The sequence below is a fragment of the Vibrio fluminensis genome (genome assembly GCF_015278125.1).
Lineage (GTDB): Bacteria > Pseudomonadota > Gammaproteobacteria > Enterobacterales > Vibrionaceae > Vibrio > Vibrio fluminensis.
Genome location: NZ_JADILO010000004.1, coordinates 72,054 through 90,996, shown reverse-complemented (window position 1 = coordinate 90,996; position 18,943 = coordinate 72,054). Strand labels below are relative to the sequence as shown.

17 protein-coding genes are annotated in these 18,943 nt (G+C 45.3%); 12 read left to right on the top strand and 5 right to left on the bottom strand.

Features of this window, described 5'->3' with window-relative positions:
• The first annotated feature begins 17 nt into the window (after positions 1–17).
• The 8 genes from IRQ95_RS05140 to IRQ95_RS05105 all read left to right on the top strand — a co-directional run bounded on the left by IRQ95_RS05140 (position 18) and on the right by IRQ95_RS05105 (position 6,509).
• Complete coding sequence (locus tag IRQ95_RS05140; RefSeq protein ID WP_194435932.1) at positions 18–770, top strand: heme ABC transporter permease; 753 nt, start codon at positions 18–20, stop codon at positions 768–770.
• Between the two features lie 2 nt (positions 771–772).
• A complete protein-coding gene (gene ccmD / locus IRQ95_RS05135) occupies positions 773–979 on the top strand; it encodes a heme exporter protein CcmD (protein WP_075649808.1) in 207 nt (68 codons plus the stop codon).
• A complete protein-coding gene (gene ccmE, locus IRQ95_RS05130; RefSeq protein ID WP_194435931.1) occupies positions 976–1,461 on the top strand; it encodes a cytochrome c maturation protein CcmE in 486 nt (161 codons plus the stop codon). The genes ccmD and ccmE overlap by 4 nt, the downstream gene beginning before the upstream one ends.
• On the top strand, positions 1,458–3,416 hold the full coding sequence (locus IRQ95_RS05125; RefSeq protein ID WP_194435930.1) for a heme lyase CcmF/NrfE family subunit: 1,959 nt from the start codon (positions 1,458–1,460) through the stop codon (positions 3,414–3,416). The genes ccmE and IRQ95_RS05125 overlap by 4 nt, the downstream gene beginning before the upstream one ends.
• A complete protein-coding gene (locus tag IRQ95_RS05120) occupies positions 3,417–3,968 on the top strand; it encodes a DsbE family thiol:disulfide interchange protein (protein WP_075649811.1) in 552 nt (183 codons plus the stop codon).
• Positions 3,968–4,447 (top strand): cytochrome c-type biogenesis protein, encoded by a 480-nt coding sequence (locus IRQ95_RS05115; RefSeq protein WP_194435929.1) that lies wholly within the window; start codon positions 3,968–3,970, stop codon positions 4,445–4,447. The genes IRQ95_RS05120 and IRQ95_RS05115 overlap by 1 nt, the downstream gene beginning before the upstream one ends.
• Positions 4,447–5,664, top strand: coding sequence for a c-type cytochrome biogenesis protein CcmI (gene ccmI / locus IRQ95_RS05110; RefSeq protein WP_194435928.1), 1,218 nt, complete (start codon positions 4,447–4,449; stop codon positions 5,662–5,664). The genes IRQ95_RS05115 and ccmI overlap by 1 nt, the downstream gene beginning before the upstream one ends.
• Positions 5,665–5,744: 80 nt before the next feature.
• A complete protein-coding gene (locus tag IRQ95_RS05105; protein WP_194435927.1) occupies positions 5,745–6,509 on the top strand; it encodes an MlaA family lipoprotein in 765 nt (254 codons plus the stop codon).
• A gap of 99 nt (positions 6,510–6,608) precedes the next feature.
• On the opposite strand, the gene IRQ95_RS05100 is transcribed toward IRQ95_RS05105, so the two are convergent.
• The 4 genes from IRQ95_RS05100 to IRQ95_RS05085 form a co-directional block, all read right to left on the bottom strand.
• Complete coding sequence (locus IRQ95_RS05100) at positions 6,609–7,919, bottom strand: outer membrane protein transport protein (RefSeq protein WP_194435926.1); 1,311 nt, start codon at positions 7,917–7,919, stop codon at positions 6,609–6,611.
• Between the two features lie 373 nt (positions 7,920–8,292).
• Positions 8,293–9,579 (bottom strand): outer membrane protein transport protein, encoded by a 1,287-nt coding sequence (locus tag IRQ95_RS05095; protein ID WP_194435925.1) that lies wholly within the window; start codon positions 9,577–9,579, stop codon positions 8,293–8,295.
• 239 nt (positions 9,580–9,818) lie between these two features.
• Positions 9,819–10,550 (bottom strand): DUF3379 domain-containing protein, encoded by a 732-nt coding sequence (locus tag IRQ95_RS05090; protein ID WP_194435924.1) that lies wholly within the window; start codon positions 10,548–10,550, stop codon positions 9,819–9,821.
• Complete coding sequence (locus IRQ95_RS05085) at positions 10,543–11,049, bottom strand: sigma-70 family RNA polymerase sigma factor (protein WP_228481294.1); 507 nt, start codon at positions 11,047–11,049, stop codon at positions 10,543–10,545. The genes IRQ95_RS05090 and IRQ95_RS05085 overlap by 8 nt, the downstream gene beginning before the upstream one ends.
• Before the next feature lie 824 nt (positions 11,050–11,873).
• On the opposite strand from IRQ95_RS05085, the gene fadI reads away from it, so the two are divergent.
• The 4 genes from fadI (at position 11,874) to IRQ95_RS05065 (ending at position 17,423) form a co-directional block, all read left to right on the top strand.
• On the top strand, positions 11,874–13,181 hold the full coding sequence (gene fadI / locus IRQ95_RS05080) for an acetyl-CoA C-acyltransferase FadI (RefSeq protein WP_194435922.1): 1,308 nt from the start codon (positions 11,874–11,876) through the stop codon (positions 13,179–13,181).
• The gene (fadJ, locus tag IRQ95_RS05075; RefSeq protein ID WP_194435921.1) at positions 13,181–15,304 is read left to right on the top strand and encodes a fatty acid oxidation complex subunit alpha FadJ; all 2,124 of its coding nucleotides are present in this window, start codon (positions 13,181–13,183) and stop codon (positions 15,302–15,304) included. The genes fadI and fadJ overlap by 1 nt, the downstream gene beginning before the upstream one ends.
• Before the next feature lie 198 nt (positions 15,305–15,502).
• Positions 15,503–16,726 carry a tryptophan synthase subunit beta gene (gene trpB / locus IRQ95_RS05070; protein ID WP_194435920.1) on the top strand — a complete coding sequence of 408 codons (1,224 nt, stop codon included), beginning with the start codon at positions 15,503–15,505 and terminating at the stop codon, positions 16,724–16,726.
• Positions 16,727–16,874: 148 nt separating this feature from the next.
• A complete protein-coding gene (locus tag IRQ95_RS05065; protein ID WP_194435919.1) occupies positions 16,875–17,423 on the top strand; it encodes an NAD(P)H nitroreductase in 549 nt (182 codons plus the stop codon).
• 381 nt (positions 17,424–17,804) lie between these two features.
• Here the strand turns inward: IRQ95_RS05065 and IRQ95_RS05060 are convergent, their stop codons facing one another.
• Entirely contained in the window at positions 17,805–18,680 is an 876-nt protein-coding gene (locus tag IRQ95_RS05060; protein WP_194436011.1) for a LysR family transcriptional regulator, read from the bottom strand.
• Positions 18,681–18,943: the final 263 nt, after the last annotated feature.

The following is an 18,943-nucleotide window of genomic DNA, read 5'->3' as shown; positions in this document are numbered from 1 at the left end:
AAAGAGTGAGACCGACAATGTGGAAATGGCTCCATCCTTATGCAAAGCCTGAATCTGCCTATCGCTTATGCGGTAAGTTATTACCATGGTTTTCTATACTAGCCTTTGCCTGCCTTTCAATTGGTACAGTGTGGGGGCTAGCCTTCGCGCCTTCCGATTACCAACAAGGTGATAGTTTCAGGATTATCTATATTCACGTACCTTCGGCAATTTGGTCGATGGGTGTGTATATGTCGATGGCGATCGCTGCCTTTATCGGCCTTGTTTGGCAAATCCGTATATCAGACATGGCGGCACTGGCGATGGCGCCAATTGGCGCGGTGTTTACCTTTATTGCACTACTAACCGGTGCGGTGTGGGGTAAGCCGATGTGGGGCGCATGGTGGGTATGGGATGCTCGCTTAACGTCAGAACTCATTCTACTGTTTCTTTACCTTGGTGTTATCGCGCTTTACCACGCATTTGACGATCAAAAAACCGCAGCGAAAGCCGCGGGTATTTTAGCCATCGTGGGTGTGGTTAACCTACCAATCATTCACTTCTCGGTTGAGTGGTGGAACACGCTACACCAAGGCGCAACGATCACTAAGTTCGACAAGCCTTCTATCTCGAACGATATGCTTTGGCCGCTGTTGTTGAATATTTTTGGTTTTGCTTTCTTCTTCGGTGCACTGACACTGGTTCGTCTACGTAACGAAATTATAAGCAAAGAAAGTCACCGCCCTTGGGTGGTAGAAATGTCGGCTCGTTTAACTCAGAGAGGTAATTAAGCATGCATTTTGAATCTTTGAGTGATTTTTTTGCCATGGGCGGCTACGCAGGTTATGTGTGGAGTGCGTTCGGCATTACCTTTTTCGTGATGATTGCTTTGCTAATTAGCAGTGTACGTCGTCACAAAGCGCTACTGAACGAAGTTCAGAATAAAGTGGCTCGTCAAGCTCGTATTGATGCAGCTAAGAATATGGAGAACACTCTATGAACCCAAGACGTAAAAAGAGGCTCGCAATTGTTCTAGCCATTTTCCTTGGTATCGGCTCAACGATTGGTCTGATGATTTATGCATTAGGGCAAAATATGGACTTGTTCTACACTCCAACTGAGTTAGTACAAGGCAAACCAGATGGTACTAAGCCGGAAGTCGGTCAACGTCTTCGTATTGGTGGTATGGTGACCGTTGGTTCGGTTAAGCGTGATTCTGAGTCTCTACGCGTGTCATTCCAACTGCACGATGTTGGTCCTAACGTGACCGTTGTTTATGACGGTATTCTTCCAGACCTTTTCCGTGAAGGTCAGGGCATCGTTGCTCAAGGCGTATTGGTTGATGCAACTACTGTAGAAGCGTTCGAGGTTTTAGCGAAGCATGATGAAGAATACATGCCACCTGAAATTGCGGAAGCGATGGAGAAGTCGCACACGCCACTTGACTATACCGATCAACAGAAACAAGGAAGCAGTCAATGATTGCAGAAATCGGCCACTTTGCACTGATCGTCTCGCTTGCGATGGCAGTGCTGCTGAGTATCCTGCCTTTGGTAGGTGCTTCCAAAAATAACACGGTATTAATGAACACCGCTCGTCCCCTTTCTTGGGCGATGTTCTTACTGCTTGCGCTATCGTTCGCGATTCTATTGTGGGCATTTTACACCAACGACTTTACCCTCAACTATGTTGCCAGCAACTCCAATACACAGTTGCCATGGTACTATCGCTTAACCGCGGTTTGGGGTGCACATGAAGGTTCACTGCTACTTTGGGTACTTATCCAAGCGGCGTGGACAGTCGCAGTTGCAACCTTTAGTCGTGGCATGCCTCAAGAGTCGGTTGCGCGCGTGTTAGCGGTAATGGGTATGATCAGTGTGGGTTTCCTGCTGTTCATCATCTTAACGTCTAACCCGTTCCTGCGTACACTGCCGTTCTTCCCAGTTGATGGTCGTGACTTAAACCCATTACTGCAAGACCCGGGTTTGATCATTCACCCACCAATGCTTTACATGGGCTACGTTGGCTTCTCGGTAGCGTTCTCGTTTGCTATTGCATCACTTATGACTGGTCGCTTGGATACCGCATGGGCACGTTGGTCTCGTCCTTGGACAACCGCAGCATGGTTATTCCTAACGCTAGGTATCGCACTAGGCTCTTGGTGGGCTTACTACGAGCTTGGCTGGGGTGGCTGGTGGTTCTGGGATCCAGTAGAAAACGCATCATTTATGCCTTGGCTAGCCGGTACCGCGCTCATGCACTCGCTAGCGGTAACCGAAAAACGCGGTACGTTTAAAGCGTGGACAGTGTTACTGGCGATTTCAGCATTCTCATTAAGCTTGCTGGGTACCTTCCTAGTTCGTTCAGGTATCCTAGTGTCAGTGCACGCGTTTGCTTCAGATCCATCACGCGGTATGTTTATCCTAGGCTTCCTCGTATTTGTTATCGGTGGTTCACTACTGCTATTTGCTGTTAAAGGCGCAACCGTACGTGCGCGTGGTAACTTCGAATTGGTATCACGTGAAAACGCACTACTGGCGAACAACATTCTGCTAATGGCGGCACTGGTTGTGGTACTCGTTGGTACACTGCTACCACTTGTGCACAAACAAATCGGTCTCGGCTCGGTCTCTATCGGTGCCCCATTCTTCGACATGCTATTTGCGTGGTTGATGATCCCGTTCTCATTTGTATTGGGTATTGGTCCACTGATCCGTTGGAAGCGTGACAACCTATCTGATCTAGCCAAACCAATGCTAGTGTCGGGCGTTATCTCAATTGTTCTCGCGGGTCTACTTAACTGGATTTTCTCAGATTACTTCGTCTTCATGACCTACCTAGGTTGGTTAATGGCGATGTGGATTGTTGTGATGCACGGTTATGAACTGCATGAGCGTGCGACGCACCGCCACAGCTTCTTTGGCGGCATCTTTAAACTGCCACGTAGCCACTGGGCGATGATGCTTGGTCACATCGGTCTTGCTGTCTCTATCATTGGTATCGCAATGGTACAAACGCACAGTATTGAGCGTGACGTGCGTCTAGCGCCGGGTGATAACTTCCAACTTGAAGAGTACAACTTCTACTTCTCAGGTGTGCGCGACAAAGATGGTCCTAACTACGATGGTTACATTGCTGATTTTGAAATCACGCTAGATGGTAAATACATCAATACTCTGCATGCAGAAAAACGTTTCTACCGCACCGCACGTTCAATGATGACTGAAGCGGCGATCGATCGCAGCTTTACTCGTGACCTATACGTGGCGATGGGTGATCGTCTAGATGACAATAAATCTTGGGCGGTACGTATTTACTACAAACCATTCGTAAACTGGATTTGGGCTGGATCAATTATCATGTCTCTAGGTGGTGCGCTCGCGATCAGCGACAAACGTTACCGCTTTAGAAAGAAAGCTAAGAAGCAGGAGGCATAAATGAACAAGAAACTTTTGTTTATTCCACTAGTGATATTTCTCGGTCTAGTGGCAGTATTTATGACTCAGCTTGTACGTAACTCTGAAGGTGACGACCCAACCAAACTCGAGTCAGTGTTGGTGGGTAAGCATGTCCCAGAGTTCCGTTTAGAAGATTTGGCGGAACCAGGCAAACTTTACGATCAAGCGATCTTCAAAGGTGAGCCGCTGCTGCTGAACGTTTGGGCAACTTGGTGTCCAACCTGTTATGCCGAGCATCAGTACTTAAATGAACTGGCGAACGAAGGCGTAAAAATTATAGGTCTTAACTACAAAGACCAACGTGACAAAGCAGTTGGTTGGCTAAACGATCTAGGTAACCCATACCTGATCAGCCTATTCGATGGCAATGGTATGTTGGGTCTTGATTTGGGCGTTTATGGCGCACCTGAAACTTTCTTGATCGACGCTAACGGCATCATCCGCTATCGTCATGTGGGGGATGTAAACCCACGTAACTGGAAAGAGAAGCTTGAGCCAATGTATCGTGAAATGGTAGCGGAGGCGAAATAATGAAAAAGTGGATTATTGCATTATTCGCAGCAATGACATTTTCGATGGCGGCACATGCCACCATCGAGGTGTACGAGTTTGAAACGCTGCAGCAAGAGCAGCAGTTTAAAGAGCTTGGTAATACGTTGCGCTGTCCGAAATGTCAGAACAACACCATTGCCGATTCAAACGCTGAACTGGCACAAGATCTGCGTCATAAAGTGTACGAGATGACCAAAGAAGGTAAATCAAAAAACGAAATCGTTGATTACATGATTGCTCGCTACGGTAATTTCGTGACTTACAATCCGCCATTTACACTCGCGACTTCGATTCTTTGGTTAGGCCCGCTGGCTGTGGTACTGCTTGGCTTTGGCGTGATTGTTGTGCGTAGCCGCAAGAGCAAACAGGTCGCGAAAGACGACAAATGGGATCAAGATAAAGAACAGCGTCTAAAAGCGCTACTCGATGAAGAGAAGAACGACGGAGATAAGCAGTAATGACTCTATTTTGGATTGCTTCAATCGTTCTTATCGCGATAAGTGCGGTGTTTATCGCTCTGCCTTTTGTGAAAAAGAAAGAGAACAACGACGCTGCGCTGCGCGATGAACTCAACAAAGCGCTGTATAAAGACCGTCTTTCTGAACTTAAAGAAGAAGACGAAGAAGGCTTGGTGGTTAACCAGCAAGAGTTGATTGATGATCTTAAACAATCGCTACTGGATGACATTCCTACCGACAACCAGCAAGAAGAGAGCGCACAGCTCAACCCTTGGGCAGTGATTATTCCGTCTGTGCTGCTTACGGTTGCTTTGAGTTACGGTCTATACGCTAAATTTGGTGCCGCAGATGATGTTCAGCAGTGGCAGCAAGTGACGTCTAATCTACCTGCGTTGTCTAAGAAGTTAATGTCACCAGAAGGTGCTGCGCTAAGCGATGATGAAATGCAGGATCTGACGCTGGCGCTACGTACTCGTCTTCATTACGAACCAAGCGATGCGACCGGCTGGTTGTTGTTAGGTCGTATTGCTCTGGCAAATCGCGATATCGATACTGCCATTGGTGCGATGAACAAAGCGTATCGTCTGAAATCGGACGACCCAGACATCATGCTGGGTTTAGCTCAGGCACTGATGCTATCGCAAGACGAAGTTGACCAAGATACTGCGCGCTCAACACTGGGTAAGCTAGTGCAGCGTAACTTTATGGATGTACGCGTGTTCTCGCTATTGGCATTTGATGCTTACGAGCGTAAAGATTTTGCCGCGGCAATCCGTTACTGGAGCATCATGCAGCAGATGATTGGTCCACAAGACGAGCGTTATGAAATGCTAAGTCGCAGTATTGAAAATGCTCAAAAACAGCTGGGCGTGACAGGTGCGAATGGTAAATCAGTGTCAGTGACCATCGATCTTGGTGAACAGGTTAACGCGAATCCAAATGCGGCGCTGATTGTCTCAGTACATAACGCAGATGGTTCTCCAATGCCAGTCGCAGCAGCGCGCTACCCATTGGGTACATTCCCTCGTACTGTGGTGCTTGATGATGGTAACAGTATGATGCAAGGGCAAAAGTTATCGCAACTTGAAGACTACATGGTACGTGTACGCGTCGATAACGACGGCAACGTGGCGACCAAAGATGGCGACTGGTACGGCGAAAGTCCAGCCGCTAAAATGGGCGAAGCGGTTGATGTTGTGGTCGATAAACAGTATTGATAAGCAATAGTGTTAATACGCAGCAAAACTAAGTAAACTAGGCCGGTCATTCACCGGCCTTTTTTCATGGAATAATTATAATGAAGAGCCTTAAGCCTAAGGTATGGACATCGCTTTTATCACTGCTGTTGTTAGCAGGCTGCTCTAGTGCGCCTGATGATGAGTCTGAAACGAGTGTCTCTAACGTTAGCGATCCTTTTGAAAGCTTTAACCGCGTAATGTGGGATGTTAACTACGATTATCTCGATCCTTACATTGTCCGTCCTGTCTCTCTTGCTTATGTGGGGTATACGCCACAGCCGGTAAGAACGGGTATTTCAAACTTTCTTGCCAACCTTGATGAGCCATCAAGTATGATTAACAACTTAATCATGGGTAATGGCGGTAAAGCATTAGACCACTTCAACCGTTTTTGGATTAACACCACATTTGGTCTACTTGGCTTTATTGATATCGCTTCTGATGCTGGCATTACCGATCACAATGCGAAAGCTCTAGGTGACGCGATTGGTCATTATGGTGTTGGCAACGGGCCTTATGTAATGGTACCGGGCTATGGTCCGTGGACAGTGCGAGAAACGGCTGATTTTGCTGATAGCATGTATGTGCCGCTTTCACTACTTAACTTCTGGGCTGGTTTAGGTAAATGGGCTTTGGAAGGGATGGAAACACGTGCTGCGCTGGTCAACCAAGAAGCGATGCTAGAAAACTCGCCAGATCCATACGCATTAACTCGCGACGTTTATATTCAGCATCAAGACTTCAAAGCGGAAATAGAAACAGAGCAAGAAGAGATCGATCACGATGAAGAAGCGTACCTTGATGAGTATCTGGACGAGTTCTAAATCGGTTTAATCGAAATAACAAATACAAAAAAGGCTTGGTAATCCAAGCCTTTTTGCTATCGGTTAGTCGGTTAATTTGACTAAAGTCTAATGCTTAGATTAGAACGTGTAGTTCGCTTGTACACCAATTAGCCAGATGCTACCTGATACTTCGCCCGTAAATTCACCGGCTAACTTCTGAGCTGCATCATCTGATTCATAGCCACGAGATTCTTTGATAGAAGCGTCTTTAGCAATAATGTAAGTAAAGCCAGCATCTAAAGTTAGTTGTTTCGTTGCTTTATAGCTTGCACCGATGCTTAACCATGTACGATCTGTTTCAGGAATTGTAATAGTGCGGTTTTTATCACTTACCGCAGCCATGTCATATGCAATGCCTGAACGAAGTGTTAGCTTAGGATTAACTAGGTACGTTGCACCTAGAGCAAAACGGTAGTTATCTTTCCAATGTTCTTCCTTGATCACTGAGCTTGGATTGTTGTCTAGGTCAGCAACAAGTTTTTCAAATGAGCTCCAGTCAGTCCAGTTAATGCTGGCATGCATAGCAAATTGATCAGTTAGCTGATGATAAGAAGCTATTTCTGCTGTTGCTGGAAGATCAAGCGACATAGAACCTGTGTCATGGAAATTAGGATCTAGAAGATTGAATGCTGATCCCTCGGCATTACCCTCTAGTTTGAATTTAACAGCTGATTTATATGCAAAACCAATGCGGTTGGTATCATTAACTTGCCAAACAGTGCCGACTTGCCAACCCCATGAAAGGTCATCACCTTCCATATATTTTAGAGTTGCCCCAGGTTTTACTAAACCGATACTTTCTTTTGGAGCAACTGCACCAAAATGTCCTTCACCGTGAACAAGACGCAAACCTGCGCCAAAACTAAATTGTTCATTCAGCTTGTATGCCGCATTTAGGTTAGCTTCTACTGATTTGATCATTGCTTCATTACCAAAATGAGAAGCGTTGAAATCATTACCTAGGTCAGTTTCCATACCATAGTTTGTACCTAACGCTAAGCCTAGAGCAAATTGGTCGTTAACACGGTGTGATAGGTAGAAGTTTGGGATTACAGCACTGTTGGCAAAGTCTTTAGAGCTTGCTTTTGAACCATCTAATGGAGGGAGAGGTAGGGCTTTTGAACCATCAATATCACCGTTTACATCAATATTCGGGTCAACATAGATAGCGCCAACAGAAACTTGAGTCCCTTCTAGGTAGGTTAGTAGCGCAGGGTTACGCCATTGTGAGCTTGCGTTATCAGCCATTGCTGCTTCGCCTGCGTATGCGCGGCCAAGACCTGTTGCTGAGTATTCTGCTAACTGGAAACCTGCTGCGTTAACAGTTGCTGAAGCTGACATTAAACCACATGCCACTGCAAGTGATAGGAGAGACTTGTTTGTTTTCATTATAATGTTCGCTGAATATGTTTTTTGTGAGAGCGTGAATGTTAAATTTAGAGTAAAAGCTTTAAAAATAAAAAACACACCAAATAGCATTTTCAGAGTTAAATTCTAAAAGAATCAAACTTAAAGGAATTAAAAACCAGAAAAGTGGTATGACCACTTCCTATTTCAGCTAACGCGTGTATTGCTAAATTTCGAGAAATTTTTACAACTGTACTCTCAAATAGAGTGTTTATGTGTTCGCTGAAAGTTTATAAAGCTGTGGATAGTTGAGAATAAGTGGAACGCTACGGAATACGGAATACGGAATTTAGGGCAAGACAATAAAAAGGGCTGGAAAACCAGCCCTCGGAAGTTAGTAGTCTAGCGTTAGCGATTAGAAGCTGCGGCTGTATTGTAGACCCACTAGGATAGCGTCAGCATGAGTTGTTGCTGCAACAGAAGTCACAGGGTTTCCGCCAATCTCAATAGATTCATCAACTTTAACGTCATCACCCATTAGGTAGGTAAAACCAAAGTCTACGTTTGAAGAGCTATCAATATGGTAAGTGAAACCAGTTGAGAACCATTGACGATCAGAGTCGGGCACTGAAATAGAAGTTAGACTATCTTGTGCACTGGTGTCATACATGTAGCCAACACGTAGCGTCCAATCATTATTTAGGTAGTAAGTACCACCAATGGCATAGTGCCAGCCATCTTGCCACTTATAATCTTTGTCATAAGAACCTGTAGACCCTGGTAAGAAACCTATAGGTGACGCAGATGCGTCAAGGTTACGGAATTCGATTTGGTCGAATGAACTCCAGCCAATATATTGGATAGAGTAGTGCACCGCGAATTTAGTATCTTCGATTTTGTGGTAACCAGAGAATTCGGCGATATCAGGTAGCGGCAGCGTGATCTTTTGACCTTTGTCGTCTTCAGCTTCAAATTCTGGGCTGTAGCGGTAAGCTAAACCAAAGCGGTTATTTTCATCAAGTTCAAAAACCGTACCGACATTAAAACCAAACGCCCAACCATCTGCCTTATCAACATTTAGAGCATACTTGCTATCTACTGAACCAATTAAACCTGGTACAGGGTTTCCGCGTTTCATTGTGCCTTGACCATAAATAAGGTCTAGGCCTGCACCAAAGCTCCATTGTTCGTTCAGACGGTAAGAACCCGCAACACCGAAATTAAAGCTCTTAACATCGGTTACACCGCCATATTCAGCTGCTGAGTAATCGCTATCGAATTCCGTCTTCGTACCAAAGTTTGAATATGCGTTCACACCCCAGGCAAATTTTTCGTTAACAGGGACAATAAGGTGGATATTTGGTGCAATTGAAGTATCACCGATTTCATCTTGGTTCGCATCTACCGATTGTGGAGCCATGAACCCTTTGTATTCAGCATCTTTCACTTCAATCATTGAAGTGATGCTTTCAAAACCTAGTGATAGCTCCATTTTGTCAAATAGTGCCATTGCAGCAGGGTTACGAGCCATTACTGATGCGTTATCAGCAATTACTGCGTCACCGGCGAATGCACGGCCGATACCTGTTGCAGATTGTGCGTTAAGCTGGAAACCAGCGGCGAGAGCTTGTTGCGATGCTAGTGTAACTGTTGAAACGGTCACTGCTAACAGTGTCTTTTTAAACAGACGCGTTTTATTCATTGTGCTTTTTCCTTTTTAGTCGCCTCTTATGGGCGCTGTTTTTGAGCTTTTGCTCAGTTGGGGCTGATCCTAAGCTGAAGTATAGAATATAGAAATCCGACCATTGTCTAATTTGATGATAAAATTGCGGAAATATCGGTGATCAGGCAGGAAAATGCTGTAAAAGTCGTCTTTTTAGAGTTTATGCTCTAATTTTAAGGTGAAAAAAGAGCCTCGATGGATTATCGAAGCTCATTCAGTTAGATAGCAACTGGTTTGATAAGTTGTTTGATTGAATCGGCGATTTTAGTAACGTTTTCGCCTTTCTCACCCACAATCACAATACTGTTGTTGCCAACGGGTTCAACCACGCCATCCATGCCTTGTTTTTGGAAATCGACCACGCCATCAGAAGGCATGCTGGTCATAAACAAAGTGACTTTACCTTTCTCACCTTCAAACACCATGTGCAGTGCATTAGCTTCACCAAACCCACAATGGTTAAGGTAATAAACATGGTAAGGAAACTGTTTACTCAGCTCATGAGTAAAAGGGGCCATCTTCGCGTTGATCTGTGCGGTGTCGACCTTCTCATCTAAGTTGGCAATAAATGGCTTCTCGGCCATCACATGTTCGATCGCCGTTTCGGCGATACTGGCTTGTGCTGGCGCGACAACAATATTACCCCAGTTGATTTGTCCAACCAGTAAACCGACTACAAACGCGACTGAAGCAGCCATCGCCATGCTACGTTTGATAAAGTTTGGTCTCACCACATTGTTCTGATTGCGTGAGCTTTGATTAAACAAAATTCGGTCAGCGAGATCTTCAGGTACTTCAACATTCATGGCCTTAGCAATGCGGCTGTCGAGATCTAAGAGTTCGTCGGCAAACTTGCTGTTATTGTCATTGGTACGCATCGCATCGAGAATGTCACTGTCCCGTTCTTTGGGATCAGACATAATACGACGACGGAATTCTAACTCATCCATTGTGCGCTCCTTTATGTTTATCCTCGGACTCCAACATCTCTTTTAGTTGGTTCCTTGCTCTAAATAACCGCGTCATCACGGTATTTTTGTTCAACTCTAAAATTTCACCAATCTCATCGCCGCTAAATCCACCTACTACTTGTAAAAACAGCGGCTCGCGATAGTCGACTTCGAGCTTCATGATTTGATTGTGAATCCACTCTGACTGGTGATGCGAATCATCATTGACGCGCGCTTCATTGGCGTGATCATCAATATCGACCAAATCAAACTGTTTTCGCTCAAAACGTCGGGCATTCTCTCGACGCAAAATGGTGATTAGCCAAGATTTGGCCGCTTTATCATCTTGCAAACTGTCGAGTGACTTCCATGCCCGTAAGCACGTTTCTTGCACTAAGTCTTCTGCAATCGTCGGATCTTTACATAGCCAATAGGCGTAACGATAAAGATCGCGATGGTACGCTCGGACGAGTGCTTCATATTTTCTTTGTCTGTCCATATCAGAGTCGACCGGACGTTTGGACTTTTTCTTTCCAAAAAAATCTAAGATGGCCACGAAAAGCCTCCCATTGCCAGTTATCTGGTGTGATTAAAGCCACATTTTGTTTGCACAAATGGTCTGTAAATTACGCAATTTTGTAATGAAATCGTCATAAATTGGCGTGTTTTGCCATCAGAAAACGATTACCTAAGTCGTAGAGCCATAAATCGCAATAAAAATTGATCTATTTCAAAAAACATCACAACTGAGCGGTTATAGTACATCTTGTCATCTAGTTAGTGCTTGCACTAACAGTTGAGCAAGATGACACTTCCTTTTGAAGGCTGACTTTACTTTCTCCTAATCAGGAAACTGATTATTTTCAATTGGCGTGAGTTAATTGCTTTATACATTCCGACCACACAGTTTTGTGTGGTTTTTTTTTGCCTGTCATTCCTCTCTTGCACTGTGCGCTCTATCTCGCTATCTAGACTTTAGGTTATAGCGCGAACAATCCTGTGTTAACTATAGTTCATACCAATCAGCATAAGTCTTTGATCATTCTTGCTAATTATAATCGCTGACAACGTCGTTGCAGATTTTGTAATTAGAATAACTAGTTAGCTGCAATCTGCGCCTTGTTCTAAGTGATTTTCCTTGCGCAATTTCTGAACATTTACTTATCCTTATTGGTATCCATTCTACACTGCGACAACCTTATTATTCATCAACTTAGCTATATTAACTTACAGTACATCACGTTTAATTAAACGATCGTTTGAATAAATTAACAAACTGGTTACAATAATTCTGGTCAGACCTCTTATAAATAAGGAGAAACAATGAGCAAGCAGGAAGTGACTACTCGCTCGGGAGAACGAGTCGCCATCGTGGCGGGGCTGCGTACGCCATTTGCTAGGCAGAGTACTGAGTTTAGCCAAGTGCCTGCGGTTGATTTAGGCAAGATGGTCGTGAGCGAGATGCTGACGCGTACCGATATTGATCCTAAATTGATTGAGCAATTGGTGTTTGGTCAAGTAGTACAGATGCCTGAAGCACCAAACATTGCACGCGAAATTGTTTTGGGTACTGGAATGAACATCCATACCGATGCGTACAGTGTGACTCGTGCTTGTGCTACTAGTTTTCAAGCGGCGGTAAACGTGGCGGAAAGCATTATGGCAGGCACGATTGATGTGGGTATCGCTGGCGGCGCGGATTCATCTTCAGTGCTGCCAATCGGCGTTTCTAAAAAGCTTGCGGCAAACTTATTAGCATTGAGTAAAGCTAAAACTATGTCGCAAAAGCTCAACATTATTAAAAACCTATCACTGAAAGATCTCATGCCTGTGCCACCTGCGGTTGCAGAGTACTCCACTGGATTGTCGATGGGGCAAACTGCAGAGCAGATGGCGAAAAGTCACGGCATTACACGCGCAGAACAAGATGCGCTTGCTCACCGTTCTCATACGCTGGCTTCACAAGCTTGGAAAGAAGGCAAGATCTCCGCTGAGGTGATGACAGCATTCCCTGAACCTTACAAAAAATGGTTGGCGGAAGACAACAACATTCGTCACGACTCAACCTTAGAAAGCTACGCTAAATTGCGACCTGCTTTTGATCGCCAATACGGCAGTGTGACCGCGGCAAACAGTACGCCTTTAACTGACGGTGCTGCGGCTGTGATGTTGATGCGCGAGGGTAAAGCGAAAGAGTTGGGCTTAGACATCCTCGGTTACATTCGCTCTTACGCTTTCTCAGCGATTGGTGTTGAGCAAGATATGCTGATGGGACCATCTTATGCTACGCCAATGGCGCTGGATCGTGCCGGCATCAGCTTAAGTGATTTAACCCTAATCGATATGCATGAAGCCTTTGCGGCTCAAGCGCTTTCAAATGTGAAGATGTTCGCTAGTGATAAGTTCGCACAAGAGAAACTTGGGCGAAGCAAAGCAATTGGCGAGATCGATATGGACAAGTTCAATGTACTAGGCGGCTCTATCGCTTACGGTCATCCGTTTGCGGCAACGGGTGCGCGGATGATGACGCAAACCCTGCACGAGTTAAAACGTCGTGGTGGCGGTTTAGCATTGAATACCGCGTGTGCAGCCGGTGGTTTGGGCGCGGCGATGATTTTGGAGGTTGAGTAATGACGGACACTAAAGCATTCAATCTAACCATTGATGAACAGAAAATCGCATGGCTGTGCATTGATGTTCCAAATGAAAAGATGAACACGCTACAAGCGGCATTTGCATCGGATATGGAGCAAGTGTTCGCTGAAATTGAACAAGATAAATCGGACATTAAAGGTTTAATTCTTCACTCCGGTAAGCCAGATAATTTCGTCGCAGGTGCTGACGTACGCATGTTGGATGCGTGTAACTCGAGTGAAGAAGCGCAAGCGTTAGCGCAAAAGGGACAAGAGATGTTCCAAAAACTGGCGGATCTTCCTTTTCCGGTGGTAGCTGCGATTCACGGCCCTTGCTTAGGTGGCGGCTTAGAACTGGCGCTGGCGTGTGACTATCGAGTCTGTAGTGACGACGATAAAACCCGCATTGGCTTACCAGAAGTGCAACTTGGCTTGTTACCTGGCTCGGGCGGTACTCAACGTCTTCCTCGTTTGATTGGTTTACTGCCATCGCTTGATATGATCCTCACCGGTAAGCAGCTTCGCGCTAAAAAAGCCAAAAAGCTGGGTGTGGTGGATGCTTGTGTACCTAAGACAGTTTTGCTCGATGTGGCTAAGCAACTGCTAGAGAAAAACAAGAAGGCAAAACATAAAGCCTCAACTAAAGAGAAGTTGATGGCCAATACTGGCCTAGGGCGTAAAGTTATCTTTGAACAAGCGGCGAAGAAGACCGAGCAGAAAACGCGGGGTAACTATCCAGCAACCACGGCTATTTTAGATGTGATTCGCTTTGGTTTAGAGAAGGGCTTTAGTAAGGGCTTAGAATACGAAGCGAAACGCTTTGGTGAGTTAGTAATGACACCGGAGTCAAAAGCCTTGCGTTCGATTTTCTTTGCCACTACTGAGATGAAAAAAGAGCACGGTGGTGACGCTGAACCAATTAAGGTTAAGCGTGTTGGTGTACTCGGCGGCGGTCTAATGGGCGCGGGTATCGCACATGTTTCGGTAGCGAAAGCCAAGTTACCAGTGCGAATTAAAGATGTAAGTAATGACGGCGTACTCAATGCCTTGAATTACAACTACAAACTATTTGATAAGCAGCGTAAACGTCGCATTGTCAGCAAAGCGCAGTTACAAGCCAAGATGAATCAGATCTCGGGCGGCACGGATTTCACCACCTTTAACCAGTTAGATGTGGTGATTGAAGCGGTGTTTGAAGATCTCGATCTCAAGCAGCAGATGGTGGCTGACATTGAGCAACATGCCAAAGCGGACACCATTTTTGCTACCAATACCTCGTCGTTGCCGATTGGGCAAATTGCTGAGAAAGCGGCAAGACCAGAGAATGTCGTCGGTTTGCATTACTTTAGCCCAGTAGAAAAGATGCCATTGGTGGAGGTTATTCCACACCAAGGTACGTCTGATCAAACTATCTCAACGGTAGTAGAATTGGCGCGGAAACAGGGTAAAACGCCAATCGTGGTTAAAGATCAAGCCGGCTTCTATGTAAACCGCATTCTTGCTCCTTACATGAATGAAGCGGCGCAGGTTTTGTTAACGGGTGAGCCAATTGAGCAGCTTGACAATGCACTGTTAAATGCCGGCTTCCCAGTCGGTCCTATCACACTACTGGATGAAGTTGGTGTCGATATTGGCGCGAAAATTATGCCCATTTTGGTCAAAGAACTAGGACCGCGTTTCCAAGGGCCAGATGTATTCGATACGCTATTGAATGATGGACGTAAAGGTCGCAAGAGCGGCAAAGGGTTTTACAGCTACAAAGGCAAAGAGAAGAAAGTTGATAAGACGGTATATCAGTTACTGAATTTGAAGCCTGAAGCGAAATTAGCGGAAGCTGAAATTGCTATGCGCTGTATATTACCGATGTTAAATGAAGCGGTGCGCTGCCTCGATGAAGGGATTATCCGCTCCCCACGCGACGGTGATATTGGCGCGATCTTTGGGATTGGATTCCCTCCATTCTTAGGTGGCCCATTCCGTTATATTGATCAGATTGGCATCGCTAAGTTGGTTGAAATGATGAATGAACATGCTTCTAAGTATGGTGACCGCTTTGCGCCGTGTGATGGTTTGTTGACCCGCGCCAGCGTTGGTGAATCATTCTACTCAACGCCTTCTTAAGACAGAGTAGTTTTATAACTATCATCATCTAATATCGGTGGGCTTTCGAGCCCACTTTTTTTGTATAAAATTTAGTTAAGTTTATAGTTTTGTTAAAAAATGTGAGTGTGCTAACTAATGTCAATTGAGGTGTTTGTCGGCTGTACGGTTTAACCATAAGATAACTGCATGTACTAGTTAATTAGGACAAGGAGTCCCATGAAAAATACATTCAATCACGCTCTACCGGATGCTCAAGGTTATTTTGGGGAATATGGCGGCAGCTTTATTCCTGAAGAGTTGCAAACGGTAATGAATGAAATCACTGCGGCTTACGATGAGTGTCGACAAGATCCTGAATTCCAAAAAGAACTAGCACGTCTGTATAAGCACTTTGTTGGCCGTCCTAGTCCAATTTTTCATGCACAAAATTTGTCGAACAAATATGGTGCAGATATTTATTTAAAGCGTGAAGACTTAAACCACACTGGCGCCCATAAAATTAATCATTGTCTTGGTGAGGCGTTGCTTGCTAAGAAAATGGGTAAGAAAAAGCTCATTGCTGAAACTGGTGCTGGTCAACATGGCGTAGCGCTGGCAACCGCCGCGGCATTAGTTGGTTTAGAGTGTGATATCTATATGGGTGAAGTCGATATCGCCAAAGAGCATCCTAATGTAGTGCGCATGCGTATTCTTGGCGCCAACGTTATTCCGGCGACTCACGGGCGTAAAACTTTAAAAGAAGCCGTAGATTCTGCGTTTGAAGCGTACTTAAAAGACCCTATAAGCCAACTGTATGCGATTGGCTCTGTGGTTGGTCCTCACCCATTCCCAATGATGGTGCGTGATTTCCAATCAATCATCGGTAATGAAGCGCGTGAGCAGTTCCAAGAAATGACCGGTAAATTGCCTGATAACCTAGTCGCTTGTGTCGGTGGCGGCTCAAATGCAATGGGATTGTTTACCGCGTTCCTTGATGACCAAGAGGTCGCGATTCATGGCGTTGAGCCTGCAGGACGTTCATTGGTGGAAGTTGGCGAGCATGCAGCAACTTTAACGCTGGGTGAACCAGGCATCATGCATGGTTTTAAATCCTACATGTTGAAAGATGACGCTGGCGAGCCGCAGGAAGTGTATTCAGTCGCCAGTGGTTTAGATTACCCGTCTGTTGGTCCTCAGCATAGTTACCTCAAAGATTTGGGGCGCGTGCAGTACGGCACGGCTGATGATAAAGAGTCGATTGATGCATTCTTTGAACTCTCGCGCTTAGAAGGAATTATTCCTGCAATTGAGTCCTCACATGCGGTTGCTTATGCGTTGAAACTCGCGCAGCAGGGCGTGAAAGGCTCAATTTTGCTTAATCTATCGGGTCGCGGTGACAAAGATATCGACTTCGTGGTCGAGAACTACGGTAAGCAATACGGCATTGAGTCGCTCATCTGACCGGTTCTATTCGGAAACGAGAATGGTTGATTAAACTAAGCTGGTGTTGTGCCAGCTTTTTTTATGCCTAAAATTGCACCATATGTTAATCGTTGGTTATTATGAATAGATAAATAAAAACAAGCAGTAAAGTTAGTAAGGAATGGTTATGGATGCTTTAGATTTACTTCTCAATCGCCGCTCAATTGCGCGTTTATCAGAGCCTGCGCCTGAAGGTAAGGCATTGGAAAATATTATTCGAGCGGGTCTTCGTGCTCCCGATCATGGTGGTTTGACGCCATGGCGTTTTGTGATTGCTCAAGGGGCGGGGTTGCAAAAATTGTCAGACATCTTGCTTGAAGCTGCGAAAGCCGAAAACAGTGAGCAAGCGATAATAGATAAAGCCACTAACGCGCCGTTTCGTGCGCCTATGGTGATCACAGTGATTGCTAAAGTTACCGAACATGAAAAAGTGCCTGCGTTTGAGCAGCATTTGTCAGCCGGATGCGCTGCGCAGGCGATGCAAATGGCGGCGGTTGCACAAGGCTTCCAAGGCTTTTGGCGCTCAGGTAAATGGATGTTTCACGAAAAAGTACACCAAGCATTTAACCTACAAGGGGAAGATCAGATTGTCGGTTTCCTCTATTTAGGTACGCCGGGTTGTACGCCAATGAAAGTGCCAGAGCGTGATTTAAGTAAGTTTGTTGAGTTTCTGTAGGGGAGGGAACGGAAGCGGGAACGCTGCGCTACGGAATACGGAATACGGAATACGGAATACGGAATACGGAATACGGATGCGGGAACGTTCGGCTATCGCCTCACTGACGGAAAGGCAGAAATCGAGAGTTTAGAGTTGAGAGCGCATCGTCACCCAACATTTGTCATTCCCTACAGCGCGGTAGCGCGTGATAGGGAATCTCGCTTTTTCAGTACAGACTGAGCAAAAACCGAGATCCCCAACTCGCTCGTGCCTCGCTCTTGAGGATGACAACTGTTTAGTATTGAGAATAGAACGCTGCGCTACGGATGCGGGAACGTTCGGCTAGCGCCTCACTGACGGGATAAGAAAAAAGCTTGGCGGGGCCAAGCTTTTTTAGGATTAGTGAATGTTGTAGGCAATCACAAAGTCGATAAATAGGCGTACCTTTTCAGGTAGGTGATCTTTGTGGTTGTACAGCATGTAAATATCGCGTGGGTTGGCACTCCAATCCCCCAGTACTTGTACTAGGCTACCATCTTCAATGAACTCGCGAATCATTACGTCTGGCATTAGTGTAATGCCTAATCCTTCAGAACATGCACTGCGAACCACATTCAGTGCGCTTGCTTGAAAGCGACCCTTATCATTGTTAACGACGGCTTCACCACTTTCATTGATCAGTTGCCATTTTAATAGTGGATGACCTTTTAGCAGTTGATGGTTATGCAGTTCTTCTGCGTGTACAGGAGCAGGGTGGTGATGCAGATAGTCAGGGCTTGCAACCAAAATATCCTTCACAGAGCTGATCTTACGTGCAATTAAGCTTGAGTCACGTTGAGGGCCAACACGGAAGATCACATCCCACTCAGTAGGATCAAGTTGATCAGCGTGATTGCTCGTAGTGAGCTCAATGCTGATGTCAGGGAATTGACGCATAAACTCGTTAAACATTGGCATCATCATGCGCTTAGTCAGATTCGACGGCGATGAAATACGAATCTTGCCTGCGGCACCTCGGCATTCGTCAGAAATTTCTTCGGTAACATTGGAAAGACGTTGCAATAAAGGTGAGCATTCGTTGAAAAAGCGTTCCCCAGCTTCAGTTAATGATAGCTTCCGTGCGTGACGATTAAGCAAACGCAGGTTCAGAGAGTCTTCTAGTGCTTGAATACGTCGCGTAATTGTTGCAACCGGAATCATTGTTTTGCGTGATGTTGCAGTGTAGCTCCCATTTTCGACAACCAGTCGAAAGAGGTTTAAATCATCTAGTTTCATCATTCGGACACATTTTTTTACGAATCGGGTTAATTTATATCGATCATCTCTGTTAAAGATTGAGACACATCAACAACTAATGAGATCTTATGTTATTTTTAGCATATCTAATATGCAAATTTGCATAAATTTCTTCAATTTGTATAAACAGGTCTTCACTACTAAGGTAATGAGAGTTTTATTTTTAAATAACTCAGTTCGTGTGATGGCTCTCAAACTGCAACTGTTGCGGTGGAGAGTGGTAAGGGGCGAACTATAGTTAA

Bases quoted from the DNA above. Each gene is read 5' to 3' on its own strand.
- IRQ95_RS05140 (WP_194435932.1), top strand. From the start codon at position 18: ATGTGGAAATGGCTCCATCCTTATGCAAAGCCTGAATCTGCCTATCGC.
- ccmD (WP_075649808.1), top strand. From the start codon at position 773: ATGCATTTTGAATCTTTGAGTGATTTTTTTGCCATGGGCGGCTACGCA.
- ccmE (WP_194435931.1), top strand. From the start codon at position 976: ATGAACCCAAGACGTAAAAAGAGGCTCGCAATTGTTCTAGCCATTTTC.
- IRQ95_RS05125 (WP_194435930.1), top strand. From the start codon at position 1,458: ATGATTGCAGAAATCGGCCACTTTGCACTGATCGTCTCGCTTGCGATG.
- IRQ95_RS05120 (WP_075649811.1), top strand. From the start codon at position 3,417: ATGAACAAGAAACTTTTGTTTATTCCACTAGTGATATTTCTCGGTCTA.
- IRQ95_RS05115 (WP_194435929.1), top strand. From the start codon at position 3,968: ATGAAAAAGTGGATTATTGCATTATTCGCAGCAATGACATTTTCGATG.
- ccmI (WP_194435928.1), top strand. From the start codon at position 4,447: ATGACTCTATTTTGGATTGCTTCAATCGTTCTTATCGCGATAAGTGCG.
- IRQ95_RS05105 (WP_194435927.1), top strand. From the start codon at position 5,745: ATGAAGAGCCTTAAGCCTAAGGTATGGACATCGCTTTTATCACTGCTG.
- IRQ95_RS05100 (WP_194435926.1), bottom strand. From the start codon at position 7,919: ATGAAAACAAACAAGTCTCTCCTATCACTTGCAGTGGCATGTGGTTTA.
- IRQ95_RS05095 (WP_194435925.1), bottom strand. From the start codon at position 9,579: ATGAATAAAACGCGTCTGTTTAAAAAGACACTGTTAGCAGTGACCGTT.
- IRQ95_RS05090 (WP_194435924.1), bottom strand. From the start codon at position 10,550: ATGGATGAGTTAGAATTCCGTCGTCGTATTATGTCTGATCCCAAAGAA.
- IRQ95_RS05085 (WP_228481294.1), bottom strand. From the start codon at position 11,049: ATGGACAGACAAAGAAAATATGAAGCACTCGTCCGAGCGTACCATCGC.
- fadI (WP_194435922.1), top strand. From the start codon at position 11,874: ATGAGCAAGCAGGAAGTGACTACTCGCTCGGGAGAACGAGTCGCCATC.
- fadJ (WP_194435921.1), top strand. From the start codon at position 13,181: ATGACGGACACTAAAGCATTCAATCTAACCATTGATGAACAGAAAATC.
- trpB (WP_194435920.1), top strand. From the start codon at position 15,503: ATGAAAAATACATTCAATCACGCTCTACCGGATGCTCAAGGTTATTTT.
- IRQ95_RS05065 (WP_194435919.1), top strand. From the start codon at position 16,875: ATGGATGCTTTAGATTTACTTCTCAATCGCCGCTCAATTGCGCGTTTA.
- IRQ95_RS05060 (WP_194436011.1), bottom strand. From the start codon at position 18,680: ATGAAACTAGATGATTTAAACCTCTTTCGACTGGTTGTCGAAAATGGG.